A 14,444-nucleotide genomic window follows, 5' to 3' on the forward strand; every position below is an offset into this window, starting at 1 on the left:
GCTTTGTTTTTTAGCTAAAACCTGAATCGCTGGAACAGCGGAGCGCGCCGCCTGCGTAAAGGCAGCGAGCTCCAGATCGATCAAAACGGTTATTCGGCGATGCTGACGCCGGAGAAGTTGTTGCGGCCGAACGGACTGACGCGGAAACCCTGAACTTCAGCGCGTAATGGCTGATTGACCGTTGAGTGCGCAATCGGCGTGATCGGCACTTGTTGTTTCAGGTACTGCTGGGCCTGTTTGTACAGGTCGATGCGCTGGGTTTTGTCGGCGGTGGCAACAGCGGCCTTGACCAGGGCGTCGTATTTCTCGTCGCACCACATCGAGTAGTTGTTGCCGCCAATCGAAGCACAGCTGTACAGCGTGCCGAGCCAGTTATCCGGGTCACCGTTGTCGCCGGTCCAGCCAATCAGCGAGATATCGTGCTCGCCGTTCTTGGTGCGCTTGAGGTATTCGCCCCATTCATAGCTGACGATCTTGACCTTGATGCCGACCTTGGCCCAATCGGCCTGGAGCATTTCAGCCATCAGCTTGGCGTTCGGGTTGTACGGACGCTGTACCGGCATGGCCCACAGGGTCAGCTCGGTGCCTTCCTTGACGCCCGCGGCACGCAGCAGCTCCTTGGCTTTTTCCGGGTTGTAGCCCGCGTCCTTGATGGTGTCGTCGTAAGACCATTGGGTCGGCGGCATGGCGCCCACGGCCAGCTGGCCCGCGCCCTGGTAAACGGCGTTGATGATGGCCTGTTTGTTCACGGCCATATCCAGCGCCTGACGCACTTCCAGCTTGCCCAAAGGCTCATGGCGCACGTTGTAGGAGATATAACCGAGGTTGAAGCCGGCTTGTTCGATGACCTTCAGTTGCTTGTCTTCCTTGAGCGCCGCAACGTCGGCCGGACGCGGATTGAGCGTCACCTGGCATTCATTTTTCTTGAGCTTTTGCAGGCGCACCGAAGCGTCGGTGTTGATCGCGAATATCAGCTGGTCGATCTTGACCCGGCTCGGATCCCAGAACTCTTTGTTGCCTTTGTAGCGGATCTGCGAATCTTTCTGATAGCGCTGAAATACGAACGGACCCGTACCGATCGGCTGCTGATTGATATCGCGCATATTGCCGGCGGCGAGCAGTTGATCGGCGTATTCGGCAGACAGTATCGAGGCGAAGTTCATCGCCACGTTCTGGATGAAGGCGGCGTCCACCTTGTTGAGCGTGAAGACCACGGTCAGTGGGTCGGTCTTTTCGACGGACTTGATGTTCTTGTTCAGGCCCATGCTGCTGAAGTACGGAAATTCGGTCGGGTAAGCAACGCGAAATGGATGATCCGGCTTGAGCATGCGGTTGAAAGTGAACAGCACGTCGTCCGCATTGAAATCGCGGCTCGGTTTGAACGTGGCATTGCTATGGAATTTCACCCCTTCGCGCAGATGAAAGGTGTAGACCAGACCGTCTGGCGAGACGTCCCACTGGGTCGCCAGCGCCGGAACCACGCCGGTGCCGCCTTGTTCGAATTCGGTAAGCCGGTTGTAGATCGGCTCGGCTGCATCGTTGTCGGTGCCCGAGGTGTATTGGGCAATGTCAAAACCGGCGGGGCTGCCTTCAGAGCAGAACACCAGGCTGCTGGCGGCCTGGGCGAACGGCGCGCTGGCCAGGCCAAGCCCGAACACTGACGCCATGACGATATTTTTATTCATGATGCTCCTTATCCTTTCAACGAGTGAGCAACGAACGCGGGACGAACTGAAATCGTCCATCGTTAATCGCTGACAAAAGGAAAACTCCAATCCGGAAATCTTCCTGATTGTTTTTATAGGGGTGATGGCAATTACTGCCGGCGTCGAAGGTATGTCGGTCAGCCAATACAGTAAATGGAAATTATGCAGACGCAGTTCGTAGGAATAAGTCGTCTATAAAGTAGGAAATTTCCATATTGGAACAAATTGCCACTTGTCGAATACTTTAAGCTTGCGGATAACAAACGTAATTGCGCCACAGTAGTGGCGCAATTACATCATTGTTACTTGCCGCTAACGCTGACGCCGTAGAAGGAGTTCAGACCAAACGGGCTGATCTTGAAGTCCTGAACGGAGGTACGCATTGGCTGGTAAACCGTCGAGTGCGCGATAGGCGTCATCGGTACGGCTTCCTTGAGGAGGTGTTGCGCCTGTTTGTACAGTTCGGTGCGCTTGGCCTGGTCAGGTGTTTCCTTGGCCTGGTGGATCAAGGTATCGAACGGCTTGTCACACCATTTGGCAAAGTTGTTGCCATTGACGGCGTCGCAGCCAAACAGGGTGCCGAGCCAGTTGTCCGGGTCACCGTTGTCGCCGCTCCAGCCAATCAGCATGGCGCCGTTTTCACCGGCCTTGGCGCGCTTGATGTACTCGCCCCACTCATAGCTGACGATCTTGGCGTTGATACCGATCTTCTTCCAGTCGGACTGGAGCATTTCGGCCATCAACTTGGCGTTCGGGTTGTAAGGACGCTGAACCGGCATCGCCCACAGGGTGATTTCGGTGCCTTCCTTGACGCCCGCCTGCTTGAGCAGTGCCTTGGCTTTTTCAACATCAAACGGAGCATCTTTGATGGTGGTGTCGTACGACCATTGGGTCGGCGGCATGGCGTTGACGGCCAGTTGGCCCGCGCCCTGATACACGGCATCGATGATGCCTTGCTTGTTCACGGCCATGTCCAGCGCCTGGCGTACTTCCTTGATGGCCAGAGGGTTCGGCTTGTCGTCACCCTTGATCTTGTCCATCGTGTTGTAGGCGATGTAACCCAGGTTGAAGCCTGCCTGATCCGGCATCTTCAGGTCTTTGTCAGCGTTGAGCGGCGCAAGGTCGGCCGGACGTGGGTAAGCGGTGATCTGGCATTCGCCTTTCTTCAGCTTTTGCGCACGTACCGAAGCGTCGGTGGTGATAGCGAAGATCAGGTTGTCGATCTTAACGTCTTCAGGCTTCCAGTAATCCTTGTTGCCGGTGTAGCGGATATTGGAGTCTTTCTGGTAGCTCTTGAAGACGAACGGGCCGGTGCCGACTGGCTTCTGGTTGATGTCCGCAGCCTTGCCTTCCTTGAGCAGTTGCGCGGCATATTCAGCGGACTGAATTGAGGCAAAGCTCATCGCCATGTTCTGGATGAACGCGGCATCAACGGTTTTCAGGACAAACTTGACCGTGTGGTCGTCGACTTTTTCGATCTTGGCGATGTTGGTGTCCATGGCCATGTCGGTGAAGTACGGGAATTCGGTCGGGTACGCTTTGCGGAACGGCATATCCTTGTCGATCATGCGATTGAACGTGAACAGCACGTCATCGGCATTGAACTCGCGGGTAGGCTTGAAGTACGGCGTGGTGTGGAACTTGACGCCTTCACGCAAATGGAAGGTGTAGGTCAGCACGTCGGGCGAGATATCCCAGCTGGTTGCCAGACCTGGCACAACTGCGGTACCGCCACGTTCGAACTGGCTCAAACGGTTGAAAATGGTTTCTGCCGCTGCGTCGAAGTCAGTACCAGTGGTGTACTGGCCTGGGTCGAAACCGGCCGGGCTGCCTTCGGAGCAGAACACTAGGTTCGATGCTGCCTGGGCGAAAGGAGCTGCAGCGAGCAAACCTGCGCTGAGTAGAAACGGAATGACCGCTTGTTTGAGCATGGTGGCCTCAGTTGTTGTCATTTTTTAAGAGAGGATCTGACCTTGTGGGCTAGACCTTGCGGATAGTTATGCAGGGGCCATACCCAAAGCAAGATCCTGACGTCAAAGAAGACACAATGTGTGGCACGAGCGTACACGAATGTCGCATAAGTATAATTATTAGCGCATTTGATCGTTTGCGCGTCGCATTCAGGAAAGTTTTACGCACCAACTGCGCGCAACCGAACGTGGTGAATGCACCCGGTTGGCGCGCGAGTGTTACCAATATTTTGCATTGGTCCGCTTTATTGGCTCAGGCTAACCCCATAAAAAGGCGTCAGGCCAAACGGGCTCAATTTGAAGTCCTGAACTTCCTTGCGCATCGGCTGGAAGACCTTGGAATTGGCAATCGGCGTGATCGGCACCTGGGCCTTGAGAATGTGCTGGGCCTGTTGGTAAAGCTTGATCCGCTCGTCGCGGTTGGTGGTCAGCTTGGCCTGTTGCACGAGCTTGTCGTAGGCCGGATCACACCATTTGGCGTAGTTGCTGCCCTTGACCGCTGCGCAGCTGTACAAGACGCCAAGCCAGTTGTCCGGGTCGCCATTGTCACCGGTCCAGCCATAGATCATCACGTCGTGCTCGCCAGCCTTGGCGCGCTTGATGTACTCGCCCCATTCATAGCTGACGATGTTGGCCTTGATGCCGATCTTCGACCAGTCGGCCTGAATCATCTGCGCCGACATGCGTGCATTGGGATTCGACGCGCGCTGGACGGTCATGGCCCACAGGTTGATCTGGGTGCCTGGCGCGATGCCGGCTTCCTTGAGCAGCTGTTTGGCCTTGGTCGGGTCGTATGGCGCGTCTTTCACGCTTGGGTCATAGCTCCACTGGCCCGGTGGAATGGCGTTCTCGGCCAACTGGCCGGCACTCTGGTAAACCGCCTTGATGATTGCGGGCTTGTCGATGGCCATGTCCAGCGCCTGACGCACCTTGAGTTGATCCAGGGGCGGGTGGGTCACGTTGTAAGCCAGGAAACCCAGGTTGAAACCGGGCTGGCTCAGCACCTTCAGATTCGGATCTTTCTGCATCAGCTCGATGTCTTGCGGACGCGGGTAACCGCTGACCTGGCATTCGCCGGCCTTGAGCTTTTGCAGCCGTACGGCGGCGTCGCTGTTGATCGAGAAAATCAGGTGATCGAGTTTGACGTCCTCAGGTTTCCAGTACGACGTGTTGGCGTCGTAGCGAATCTGCGTGTCCTTCTGATAACGCTTGAACACAAACGGGCCGGTGCCGATGGGCTTTTGATTGATCTCTTCGGCTTTGCCCTGCTTGAGCAATTGGTCGGCGTATTCGGCGGACTGAATCGAGGCGAAGCTCATCGCCAGGTTCTGCACGAAAGCGGCGTCGATGTTGTTCAGCTTGAACGTGACGGTCTGGTCGTCGACCTTTTCCACGCTCTTGATGGTTTTGTTCATGTCCATGTCGGTGAAATAGGGCGACTCGGACGGATACGCCTTACGAAACGGCTGGTTGGCATCCAGTAGCCGATTGAAGGTGAACAGCACATCGTCGGCGTTGAAATCCCGACCTGGTTTGAAGTAATCGGTGGTGTGGAACTTCACGCCGGGCCGCAGGTGAAAGGTGTAGTTCAGGCCGTCGCTGGAAACATCCCAGCGGGTCGCGAGTCCGGGCTCGACTTCGGTGCCCCCACGCTTGAATTGAGTCAGGCGATTGAACACGGTTTCGGCGGACGCATCGAAATCCGTGCCGCTGGTGTACTGGCTCGGATCGAAGCCTGCGGGGCTGGCTTCAGAGCAATACACAAGGGTGCTGGCGGCTTGGGCGAGAGGCGCGCAAGCCAGCAGCGCGGTAGTCAGCAACAGCGGTTTGAATAACTTCGGTGTCATGGAGTCCTCGCGAAGTGCGGCAATAGCCGTGCCTGAATATCGACAAACGATAGACATCGGATAGTGCCGCACTGTCTGGGTTCCTACAAACTTCTTGCTGGGCTGCCAGCCAGCGGCGACTCGCGAAACGCTACTTGCCAGTGATCAGGTTCCACACGTCTTTGACCGATTTTATTTCGCTGAACTTGCTCAGGAAATTGCTGCTCTCGTTTTTGAATCGGTCCAGCGCTTTTTCCGCACTGTTCTGTAATTTTTTATGGACGTTATCCAGCTCGCTTTTGCGGGTTGCACGCATCACAAGACCGGGATTGTCTTTCGCCCATTCGCGCACCAGTGCGTCCTGCCAGTTACTGTCCATGGGGTGGGTAAAGTACTGCGCTGCTATTTGTGCCGGGTCCTGAACCCCGAACTTCTGTTCCCATTGCCCGAGCATGGCCTGCCCGACGCGAAGTACCGCAGTTTCTGCCAGCAGTGCCGCAAGCCGATGCAGGGGATGTTCGGCATGGTCCTTGGCGAGCTGCGAGTGAGACGGATCTGTCGAGCCACTGGTGTTGGGATCTTCGCCAAAGACGGTTTGCGCGTCGTCAACGCTGTTACCGAACAGCGTGGTCAGGCCTTGCATGGCGGTGCCGATAGCGTTGCCAACGATTCTGCCCGGCGCGCCAATGACATTGAATATTTCTTCCACCTTGCTGGCAAACGGCAGATCGGCCCATTTATCGCGAGCGCTCAGGAATGTCTCGTGGGCGTCATTCCATTTCGGGTCCGGGTGTTCACCGAGCAGGATCTGGATGATCTGGTCACGCTCATAACGTACGCCGGGCCTGGTGGCTTCAAACGGTTTGTCGTCGGTGGAGAACAGGATCCTGCCCAGCGGCGCCGCCAGACTGGCGATGATGTCGGTACCGCCGAAAGTGCCGGTCACCAAAGGCAAGCCATGCTTGCAGTCGGCCTTGGAGGTCCATGGCAGCACGTCGTCATGGCCCACCTTTTTCAGGCTGAGCTCGACGAAATTGGAATGGGCGAAAAAGTCTTCCAGCACATGCAGTGCAGAGCCCAATGTCCGCAGGCCGTCGGCGGATTGCGGGCCAGCCTGACGCGCCAGGTTGAGCTGGGCGGTCATGAAGCCCAGACCCTGCTGCAAATACCGCTTCATTGACGTTTCAGGGTCGACTTGCAGCGACGCGTCATCAGGTGCGACCCCGTCTTCGAAATCGGTGTCGATGCTTTTCGGGTCGCTACGTTTGTCGTTGGCGGGTTTGGGGTTGTCCAGGTGTTCGCTTGGGCGATAGACGCCGAGGCGCTCGGGAGTCACCTTGAAATTTTCCCGATCGTTTTGCATCAGGTCGGTAAATTCCCGCACCGCCAGCACATCGACGATTTGGGTCAAGGCTTCCCGAGACAGCACGTCCGGGAAGTTTTTCGGCATGTCGACTGCGCGGACAAGTTTGGGGTCGAGCAGCTGCGAATAATCCCTGAGCCAATTGCCGTAATAGATGGCGCGCATCTGATACGGGGTGAAACCTGCGCTGGCGAGGACCGCCTCGATTGAGCCGTGGGTGGCTTTATGTTCGTCGCCTTTGCCGGCTTCGAATCGGAACGCGACCGGACGCGGCTCAATAATGGTCTCGTCATCGAGAAATGATTCAGCTGTATTTTTTGAAGGATTCATCCGTGATTCCTCTTTAGTAGATGCACGTGAGTGCATGCAGTAAACGCAAGCGTGCAGCCGCCGTCGACGGCTAGCGACGTGCGCGTAAAAATGAATTGGGTGTAACGGGGTGTGAGTTTACGGACTGGGAAAAACGGCGGAATCAGCCAGTTCACCAGGGGTTGTAGGCAGAAGGCACACAGGTGTAGCGAGGTGTCGGCGGGACTTGGAGGAAATGGCGGCAACCATGATTTGCTTGCCGCCAGGGTCAATCAGGGAATGGCGACTTCAATCACGCCGTCGGCGGTGACGGTGACCTGGCTGGTGCCGGCTTCGACATCCGGAGTGGGTGCTGCGTCAGAGCGTTCGGCTTTCATCATCATGACCGGTGCGCGCAGATACGGCTGTGGGTAGCCCGACGTATTGAAGTTCAGGTTGATCACTTTGTAGCCAGTGCCGCCCAACGCTTCGGTCAACAGCTGCGCCCGGGCGCGGAATGCTGTTACGGCACTTTTGAGCAGGGCGTCTTCGCTGGTCTTGCGGGTGGGTTTGGCGATGGAGAAGTCCATGCCGCCCATTTTCATGTCGCCGAGCATTTCCCCGGTGAGCTTGGACAGCGCCGCGAAATCCGCGCTTTCCAGACGCAGCTCAGCGCGTTCACGCCAGCCGGTGATCTTCTGGCCCTTGTCGTCATAGACCGGATAGCTGCTGCGATTGCCCTGGCGGATCGTCACGCCGTTAACCTGTCGCGCCTGCGCGAGCGCCTTGTTCAGGGTTTCGGTGATTTCAGCAGCGAGTTTGGCCGGGTCGGTGTTCTGCGCCTCGCTGTAGAGCGTGACGTTCATCAAGTCACGAGCGACTTCCTGGTCGACTTCGGCGCGCACGGAAATCTGGTTGTAATGAACGTCTTCAGCCATGGCTGAAACGCTGGAAAGGGCGGCAGCACCCAAGGCGAGCAGGGTGGCGGCAGGACGAAGGCTGAACATGGAAACTTCCTTTTATAGACGTGTGGTCGAGCTGAGACGCAAAGCTATCAGACTGTGAAAGCGGGGGCAGGTTCCTCGCGCGAACTAAGGGTGCCAGCGCTGACTTCATGCCGTAGGACCGGCTTTAGCCGGGAGGAGGCCGGTACATCGCCGCAGTGGCATCGTCAGACCTTGCGCCCTCCCGGCTGAAGCCGGTCCTGCGGAACTTGGGTGCTGGCCTATATCGCAATGTAAGTGACACCGCGAGGCAACTTGTTGGCGAGGCATTCGTCCGGCATGCACTGAAATAGTGTCTTGCGAGCAAGTTCGCTCTTAAGCGCAAAGCTTCATGAAACATGCCTCACTTTTCGCAGTTTTCACCTGTGGCTGGTTATACTCGCACCGATTCGCCTGGAGCACTCATCAGGAGAGCTCATGCTCGCCCCCGTTCAATTGCTGTCCGCTACTCGCCAGAACCTCTGGCGCCTGACGCTTATCCGTATGCTGGTGCTGGCCGCGCAGGCTGGATCAGTGGGTATTGCCTACCTGTTTCACTTGTTGCCGCTGCCCTGGATGCAGCTGGCGATTACCCTCGGCTTTTCCATGGTCTGGTGTGTCCTGACCGCCGTTCGGCTGCGCACGTCGTTGCCGGTCACCGAACTGGAATATGCCGTGCAGCTGGCCTTCGACCTGCTGATCCATAGCGCGCTGCTGTACTACTCCGGCGGCTCGACCAACCCGTTTGTTTCTTATTATCTGGTGCCGCTGACCATCGCTGCCGTAACGCTGCCATGGCGTTTTTCGCTGATTCTTTCCGGCATCGCACTGGCCGCCTACACCTTGCTGCTGGTGCAGTTCTATCCGTTGGACACCTTGCCCATCGCCCGGGAAAACCTGCAGGTTTACGGCATGTGGCTGAGTTTCGCCCTGGCGGCGGCGGTGATTACCTTCTTCGCGGCGAAAATGGCCGAAGAACTGCGCCGCCAGGAGCAACTGCGTGCCGAGCGCCGCGAGGAGGGTCTGCGCGATCAGCAATTGCTTGCCGTGGCGACCCAGGCAGCTGGCGCGGCGCATGAGTTGGGCACGCCGTTGTCAACCATGAGCGTGTTGCTTAAAGAGATGCGTCAGGATCATCACGATCCGGCCTTGCAGGACGATCTTGCGGTGCTGCAGGAACAGGTCAAGCAGTGCAAGCTGACCTTGCAGCAACTGGTTCGCGCTTCGGAGAACAATCGGCGGCTGGCGGTGGAAAAACAAGCGGTGACGCATTGGCTGAATGAAGCCCTCAATCGCTGGCACCTGATGCGCCCGGAAGCCAGTTATCGTTTTCTGTTGCTGGGCACCGATACAGCGCCCATGCTTGCGCCGCCGCCGGACTTGACCCAAGCGTTGCTTAACCTGCTGAACAACGCCGCCGATGCCTGCCCGGAAGGGCTGGAGGTCAGTCTGGGCTGGGACGCGGAAGAAATCTGCATCAGTATTCGCGACCACGGCGCCGGGGTGCCGCTGGCCATTGCCGAACAAATCGGCAAACCTTTCTTTACCACCAAGGGCAAAGGCTTCGGCCTGGGCCTTTTCCTGAGCAAAGCCAGCGTGACCCGCGCGGGCGGCTCGGTAAAACTCTACAGTCATGAAGAAGGCGGTACGCTCACTGAGCTGCGTCTGCCCCGTGATGCCCGAGGAGACTTAAATGAGTGACGAAATCCAGGTTGAAGGCGAAGAGCTGCCGCATCTGTTGCTGGTTGACGATGATGCGACCTTTACCCGAGTAATGGCGCGCGCCATGAGCCGTCGCGGTTTTCGCGTGAGCACCGCAGGTTCCGCCGAAGAAGGCCTGGCCCTGGCGCAGGCGGATATTCCCGAGTTTGCCGCGCTGGACCTGAAGATGGATGGCGATTCCGGCCTGGTCTTGCTGCCCAAGCTGCTGGAGCTGGACCCGGACATGCGCGTGGTGATCCTCACCGGTTATTCGAGCATTGCCACCGCTGTCGAGGCGATCAAGCGCGGCGCGTGCAATTACCTGTGCAAGCCAGCTGATGCCGACGATGTGCTGGCCTCGCTGCTCTCCCAGCATTCCGATCTGGATACCCTGGTGCCGGAAAACCCGATGTCGGTGGACCGCTTGCAGTGGGAACACATTCAGCGTGTGTTGACCGAGCATGAAGGCAATATTTCCGCCACAGCCCGAGCGCTGGGCATGCATCGCCGTACCTTGCAGCGCAAGTTGCAGAAGCGGCCGGTGCGTCGCTGAGTCAAAGCACAACCCCCTTCAAGGATGATCGTGTCGAGCGTTCAGGTTGATCCCGAACGCTGAACTTCAATCGAAGCCGAGACATCACCCATGAGTCGTAATGCCGAGTATTCAACGGTCAATGACAGCGTTGAAGGCGCTTTCTTTTCGCGAGTATGGAAACTCACCACCCCGTACTGGCGCAGTGAAGAAAAGGGCCTGGCCTGGATTCTACTGATAGCGGTCATTGCCCTTTCGCTGTTCAGCGTGGCCATTTCGGTGGTGATCAACAGCTGGTACCGCGACTTCTACAACGCGCTGGAAAAGAAAGACCTGGAAGCCTTCACCCAGCAGATTCTGTACTTTTGCGGAATCGCGGCGGTGGGTATTCTGGGCGCGGTTTACCGGCTGTATCTCACGCAAATGCTGACCATTCGCTGGCGGCGCTGGTTGACCGAACAGCATTTCGCCAAATGGCTCAGTCACAAGAATTATTACCAGCTGGAGCAGGGCGGTTATACCGACAACCCTGACCAACGCCTGTCCCAGGATCTGGATCAGTTCACCACCAGCACCTTGTCGCTGGGTCTGGGGCTGATGCGCACGGTGGTCAGTCTGGTTTCGTTTTCCATCATCCTGTGGGGCGTTTCCGGCAGCATCGAATTGTTCGGTATCACCATCCCCGGTTATATGTTCTGGGCGGCCCTGGTGTATGCGGTGGTGGGCAGCTGGCTGACGCACCTGATCGGGCGGCGTCTGATTCTGCTCAGCAACCAACAGGAACGCTACGAAGCCGATCTGCGTTTTGCTTTGGTTCGGGTGCGGGAAAATGCCGAAAGCATTGCGCTGTCCAATGGAGAGCCCAACGAGAACGAGCGCCTGAGTTCGCGGTTCGGCATGGTCTGGGGCAATTTCTGGACGATCATGAAAGTGCAGAAACGCCTGACGTTCTTCACTGCCGGTTATTCGCAGATCGCCATCATTTTCGCTTTTGTGGTCGCGGCGCCACGTTACTTTGCGGGCAAGATCGAGTTGGGCGGCCTGATGCAGATCAACTCGGCATTCGGCAATGTGCAGGAGAACTTCAGCTGGTTTATCGACGCGTACACCACGCTGGCCTCCTGGCGCGCGACTTGTGATCGTCTGCTGAGTTTCCGCCAGGCCATGGCCCAGAATGAACAGCGCGAGCCAGCCTTCGATATCCGTCGCGACGGCAATGCGCTGAGCTTGAAAGGCCTGGGCTTGCAGCTCGGCGCGGGTCGGCAATTGCTCAACAATGCCAATCTGAGCATCGCTGCGGGTGAGCACGTCATGCTCAGCGGACGGTCCGGCAGCGGCAAAAGCACGTTACTGCGGGCGTTGGGCGGGTTGTGGAATGATGGTCATGGCCAGTTGGTCGTACCGGCGGAACGCTATCTGTTCTTGCCGCAGAAGCCTTATCTGCCCATCGGCACCTTGCGCGACGCGTTAAGTTATCCACAGGCCAGCGACGTTTACCCGGCCGAGCGCTTTGCCGAGATTCTGCAAACCTGTCGCTTGAGCCATCTCATCCCGCGTCTGGATGAAAGCAATCACTGGCAACGTATGTTGTCGCCGGGCGAACAGCAGCGCGTGGCCTTTGCCCGGGCATTGTTGTTCGCGCCGCGCTGGTTGTATCTGGATGAGGCGACTTCGGCCATGGATGAAGAGGACGAGGCGGCGCTGTATCAGGCGCTGATCGATGAATTGCCGGGCGTGACGCTGTTGAGCGTTGGTCATCGCAGCAGTCTCAAGCGTTTTCATCGTCGGCACTTGCGCATTGAGGGCGGGCAACTGCTCGAACAGCCGCATCCTGAAGCGGTTGTATAGATATGTTGCAGATCGAGTCGTTTTTACGCATGTGATCGTACAACGCCGTGAGCTATCATTGCTCTCTTAACTGCCCTGAGATTGATGTTGGATATGGAAAATCAAAGCGCTCCGCCTCGCGCCCGCAGAAAGCACCGCAGTCTGGCGCAAGAGCTGGTTACTGAATTGTCTGAGCGAATTCGCAGCGGACAGCTCAAGCGTGGGGACAAATTGCCGACCGAGTCGGCGATCATGGAAGAGCAGGGCGTGAGCCGCACTGTCGTGCGCGAAGCGATTTCGCGCCTGCAGGCGTCAGGACTGGTGGAAACCCGGCATGGCATCGGCACCTTTGTGCTCGATACGCCAAGCCCGAGCGGTTTCCGTATCGACCCGGCGACGATTGTCACCTTGCGTGATGTGCTGGCGATTCTCGAATTGCGGATCAGTCTGGAAGTGGAATCTGCCGGCCTGGCCGCGCAACGACGTACCGACGAGCAGTTGCTGGCCATGCGTAACGCGCTGGATGCATTGAATGAAAGCGCGGCACATGCCAGCGATGCCGTGGCGTCGGACTTTCAGTTCCATCTGCAGATCGCGCTGTCCACGGGCAATCGGTATTTCACTGACATCATGACCCACCTGGGCACCAGCATTATTCCCCGCACGCGCTTGAACTCGGCGCGCCTGGCTCATGACGATCAGCAGCACTATATGAATCGCCTCAGCCGGGAACACGAGGAGATTTACGACGCCATCGCCCGCCAGGACTCGGACGCCGCCCGCGCCGCCATGCGCCTGCACCTGACCAACAGCCGCGAACGCTTGCGTCACGCTCATGAAGAGGCTGAATCGCAGCGGGCTTGATAAGCCAGGATGCCTTGACGTAGGGCCGGTTTCAGCCGGGAGAGCGCTCGCCCGGCTGAAACCGGTCCTACGGATTCTGTGCCAGCCGTCCAGGCATCCAAAGACGTCGTACGACTTTCGTTCTATACCCAATCCCGCCAAGCCCCATTCCTGCGGGCTCTGTCCCTTGTCTGCTGACCGCCCAAGCAAATTTCTCTAAATCCCTGTTGAGTGATCTTATTTTCAGTTGTACGATGACTTACGACATCAGCGCAGGACTGATGATCCATTCACTTTTTTTGCTTCCCAGGGTGTTCGAATAATGAATCCACAAGAACTGAAGTCCATCCTTTCACACGGTCTGCTGTCCTTCCCGGTTACCGATTTCAATGCTCAGGGCGACTTCCATCGCGCTGGCTACATCAAACGTCTTGAGTGGTTGGCCCCGTACGGCGCCAGCGCTTTGTTCGCTGCCGGCGGTACAGGTGAGTTCTTCTCCCTGGCAGCCAGCGAATACTCCGAAGTGATCAAGACTGCGGTCGATACTTGCGCGACCAGCGTGCCGATTCTTGCCGGTGTCGGCGGTTCTACCCGCCAGGCTATCGAATACGCGCAAGAAGCCGAGCGTCTGGGTGCCAAAGGTCTGTTGCTGCTGCCGCACTACCTGACTGAAGCCAGCCAGGACGGTGTTGCCGCCCACGTTGAAGCTGTGTGCAAATCGGTCAAGATCGGCGTCATCGTCTACAACCGTAACGTGTGCCGCCTGACCGCTCCGCTGCTGGAACAACTGGCCGAGCGTTGCCCGAATCTGATCGGCTACAAAGATGGCCTGGGCGATATCGAACTGATGGTTTCGATCCGTCGTCGCCTCGGTGATCGCTTCTCGTACCTGGGCGGTTTGCCGACCGCTGAAGTCTACGCCGCTGCCTACAAGGCGCTGGGCGTACCGGTTTACTCGTCTGCGGTGTTCAACTTCGTACCGAAACTGGCGATGGACTTCTACCACGCTATCGCCAAGGACGATCACGTTGCGGTCGGCAAAATGATCGACGACTTCTTCCTGCCATACCTGGACATTCGTAACCGTAAATCCGGTTATGCCGTGAGCATCGTCAAGGCCGGCGCCAAAATCGCTGGCTATGACGCAGGTCCGGTGCGGACCCCACTGACTGACCTGACCGCTGAAGAGTACGAAATGCTCGCAGCCTTGATGGACAAGCAGGGTAAGCAGTAACAAATCCACAGGTAATCAACCGCTGAGCGATCAGCGGTTTTTTGCCCTTGGGTGTTTGCCAGCAGCAAGGATCGTAAGGACGCGTTTGTACTGTAGGTAGGACGACTCGCCATGAGCGATATCGCCTAAGGGGCCGGCAGGCGTTAGCAACACAAAAAAACAGTTTTACCC

Annotated in this window: 10 protein-coding genes; 5 read left to right on the plus strand and 5 right to left on the minus strand. The window is 57.4% G+C overall.

Annotated features, from left to right (window positions below; all coding sequences use genetic code 11):
- Positions 1-89 precede the first annotated feature (89 nt).
- The 5 genes from CFII64_RS22335 to CFII64_RS22355 form a co-directional block, all read right to left on the minus strand.
- Positions 90-1,685: an ABC transporter substrate-binding protein gene (locus CFII64_RS22335; RefSeq protein ID WP_020293121.1), complete on the minus strand. Its 1,596-nt coding sequence runs from the start codon at positions 1,683-1,685 to the stop codon at positions 90-92.
- Positions 1,686-2,008: 323 nt separating this feature from the next.
- Positions 2,009-3,637 (minus strand): ABC transporter substrate-binding protein, encoded by a 1,629-nt coding sequence (locus tag CFII64_RS22340; RefSeq protein WP_020293122.1) that lies wholly within the window; start codon positions 3,635-3,637, stop codon positions 2,009-2,011.
- A 284-nt stretch (positions 3,638-3,921) separates the two neighbouring features.
- Positions 3,922-5,523, minus strand: coding sequence for an ABC transporter substrate-binding protein (locus CFII64_RS22345; protein WP_020293123.1), 1,602 nt, complete (start codon positions 5,521-5,523; stop codon positions 3,922-3,924).
- A 130-nt stretch (positions 5,524-5,653) separates the two neighbouring features.
- On the minus strand, positions 5,654-7,195 hold the full coding sequence (locus CFII64_RS22350) for an HET-C-related protein (RefSeq protein ID WP_020293124.1): 1,542 nt from the start codon (positions 7,193-7,195) through the stop codon (positions 5,654-5,656).
- Between the two features lie 251 nt (positions 7,196-7,446).
- Positions 7,447-8,160 carry an SIMPL domain-containing protein gene (locus CFII64_RS22355; protein ID WP_020293125.1) on the minus strand — a complete coding sequence of 238 codons (714 nt, stop codon included), beginning with the start codon at positions 8,158-8,160 and terminating at the stop codon, positions 7,447-7,449.
- Positions 8,161-8,574: 414 nt separating this feature from the next.
- Between CFII64_RS22355 and CFII64_RS22360 the strand changes: the two genes are divergently transcribed.
- The 5 genes from CFII64_RS22360 to kdgD all read left to right on the plus strand — a co-directional run bounded on the left by CFII64_RS22360 (position 8,575) and on the right by kdgD (position 14,273).
- The gene (locus CFII64_RS22360) at positions 8,575-9,837 is read left to right on the plus strand and encodes an ATP-binding protein (protein ID WP_020293126.1); all 1,263 of its coding nucleotides are present in this window, start codon (positions 8,575-8,577) and stop codon (positions 9,835-9,837) included.
- Entirely contained in the window at positions 9,830-10,390 is a 561-nt protein-coding gene (locus CFII64_RS22365) for a response regulator transcription factor (RefSeq protein WP_020293127.1), read from the plus strand. Before CFII64_RS22360 ends, CFII64_RS22365 begins: the two co-directional genes overlap by 8 nt.
- Before the next feature lie 90 nt (positions 10,391-10,480).
- Positions 10,481-12,217, plus strand: a complete 1,737-nt coding sequence (locus tag CFII64_RS22370) for an ABC transporter ATP-binding protein/permease (RefSeq protein WP_020293128.1) — start codon at positions 10,481-10,483, stop codon at positions 12,215-12,217.
- Positions 12,218-12,310: 93 nt separating this feature from the next.
- Positions 12,311-13,060 carry a FadR/GntR family transcriptional regulator gene (locus CFII64_RS22375; RefSeq protein WP_020293129.1) on the plus strand — a complete coding sequence of 250 codons (750 nt, stop codon included), beginning with the start codon at positions 12,311-12,313 and terminating at the stop codon, positions 13,058-13,060.
- 301 nt (positions 13,061-13,361) lie between these two features.
- Entirely contained in the window at positions 13,362-14,273 is a 912-nt protein-coding gene (gene kdgD, locus CFII64_RS22380) for a 5-dehydro-4-deoxyglucarate dehydratase (protein WP_020293130.1), read from the plus strand.
- The last annotated feature ends 171 nt before the right edge of the window (positions 14,274-14,444 follow it).

The sequence above is a fragment of the Pseudomonas sp. CFII64 genome, assembly GCF_000416235.1.
In the GTDB taxonomy this organism is placed as follows: domain Bacteria; phylum Pseudomonadota; class Gammaproteobacteria; order Pseudomonadales; family Pseudomonadaceae; genus Aquipseudomonas.

Bases quoted from the DNA above. Each gene is read 5' to 3' on its own strand.
- CFII64_RS22335 (WP_020293121.1), bottom strand. From the start codon at position 1,685: ATGAATAAAAATATCGTCATGGCGTCAGTGTTCGGGCTTGGCCTGGCC.
- CFII64_RS22340 (WP_020293122.1), bottom strand. From the start codon at position 3,637: ATGCTCAAACAAGCGGTCATTCCGTTTCTACTCAGCGCAGGTTTGCTC.
- CFII64_RS22345 (WP_020293123.1), bottom strand. From the start codon at position 5,523: ATGACACCGAAGTTATTCAAACCGCTGTTGCTGACTACCGCGCTGCTG.
- CFII64_RS22350 (WP_020293124.1), bottom strand. From the start codon at position 7,195: ATGAATCCTTCAAAAAATACAGCTGAATCATTTCTCGATGACGAGACC.
- CFII64_RS22355 (WP_020293125.1), bottom strand. From the start codon at position 8,160: ATGTTCAGCCTTCGTCCTGCCGCCACCCTGCTCGCCTTGGGTGCTGCC.
- CFII64_RS22360 (WP_020293126.1), top strand. From the start codon at position 8,575: ATGCTCGCCCCCGTTCAATTGCTGTCCGCTACTCGCCAGAACCTCTGG.
- CFII64_RS22365 (WP_020293127.1), top strand. From the start codon at position 9,830: ATGAGTGACGAAATCCAGGTTGAAGGCGAAGAGCTGCCGCATCTGTTG.
- CFII64_RS22370 (WP_020293128.1), top strand. From the start codon at position 10,481: ATGAGTCGTAATGCCGAGTATTCAACGGTCAATGACAGCGTTGAAGGC.
- CFII64_RS22375 (WP_020293129.1), top strand. From the start codon at position 12,311: ATGGAAAATCAAAGCGCTCCGCCTCGCGCCCGCAGAAAGCACCGCAGT.
- kdgD (WP_020293130.1), top strand. From the start codon at position 13,362: ATGAATCCACAAGAACTGAAGTCCATCCTTTCACACGGTCTGCTGTCC.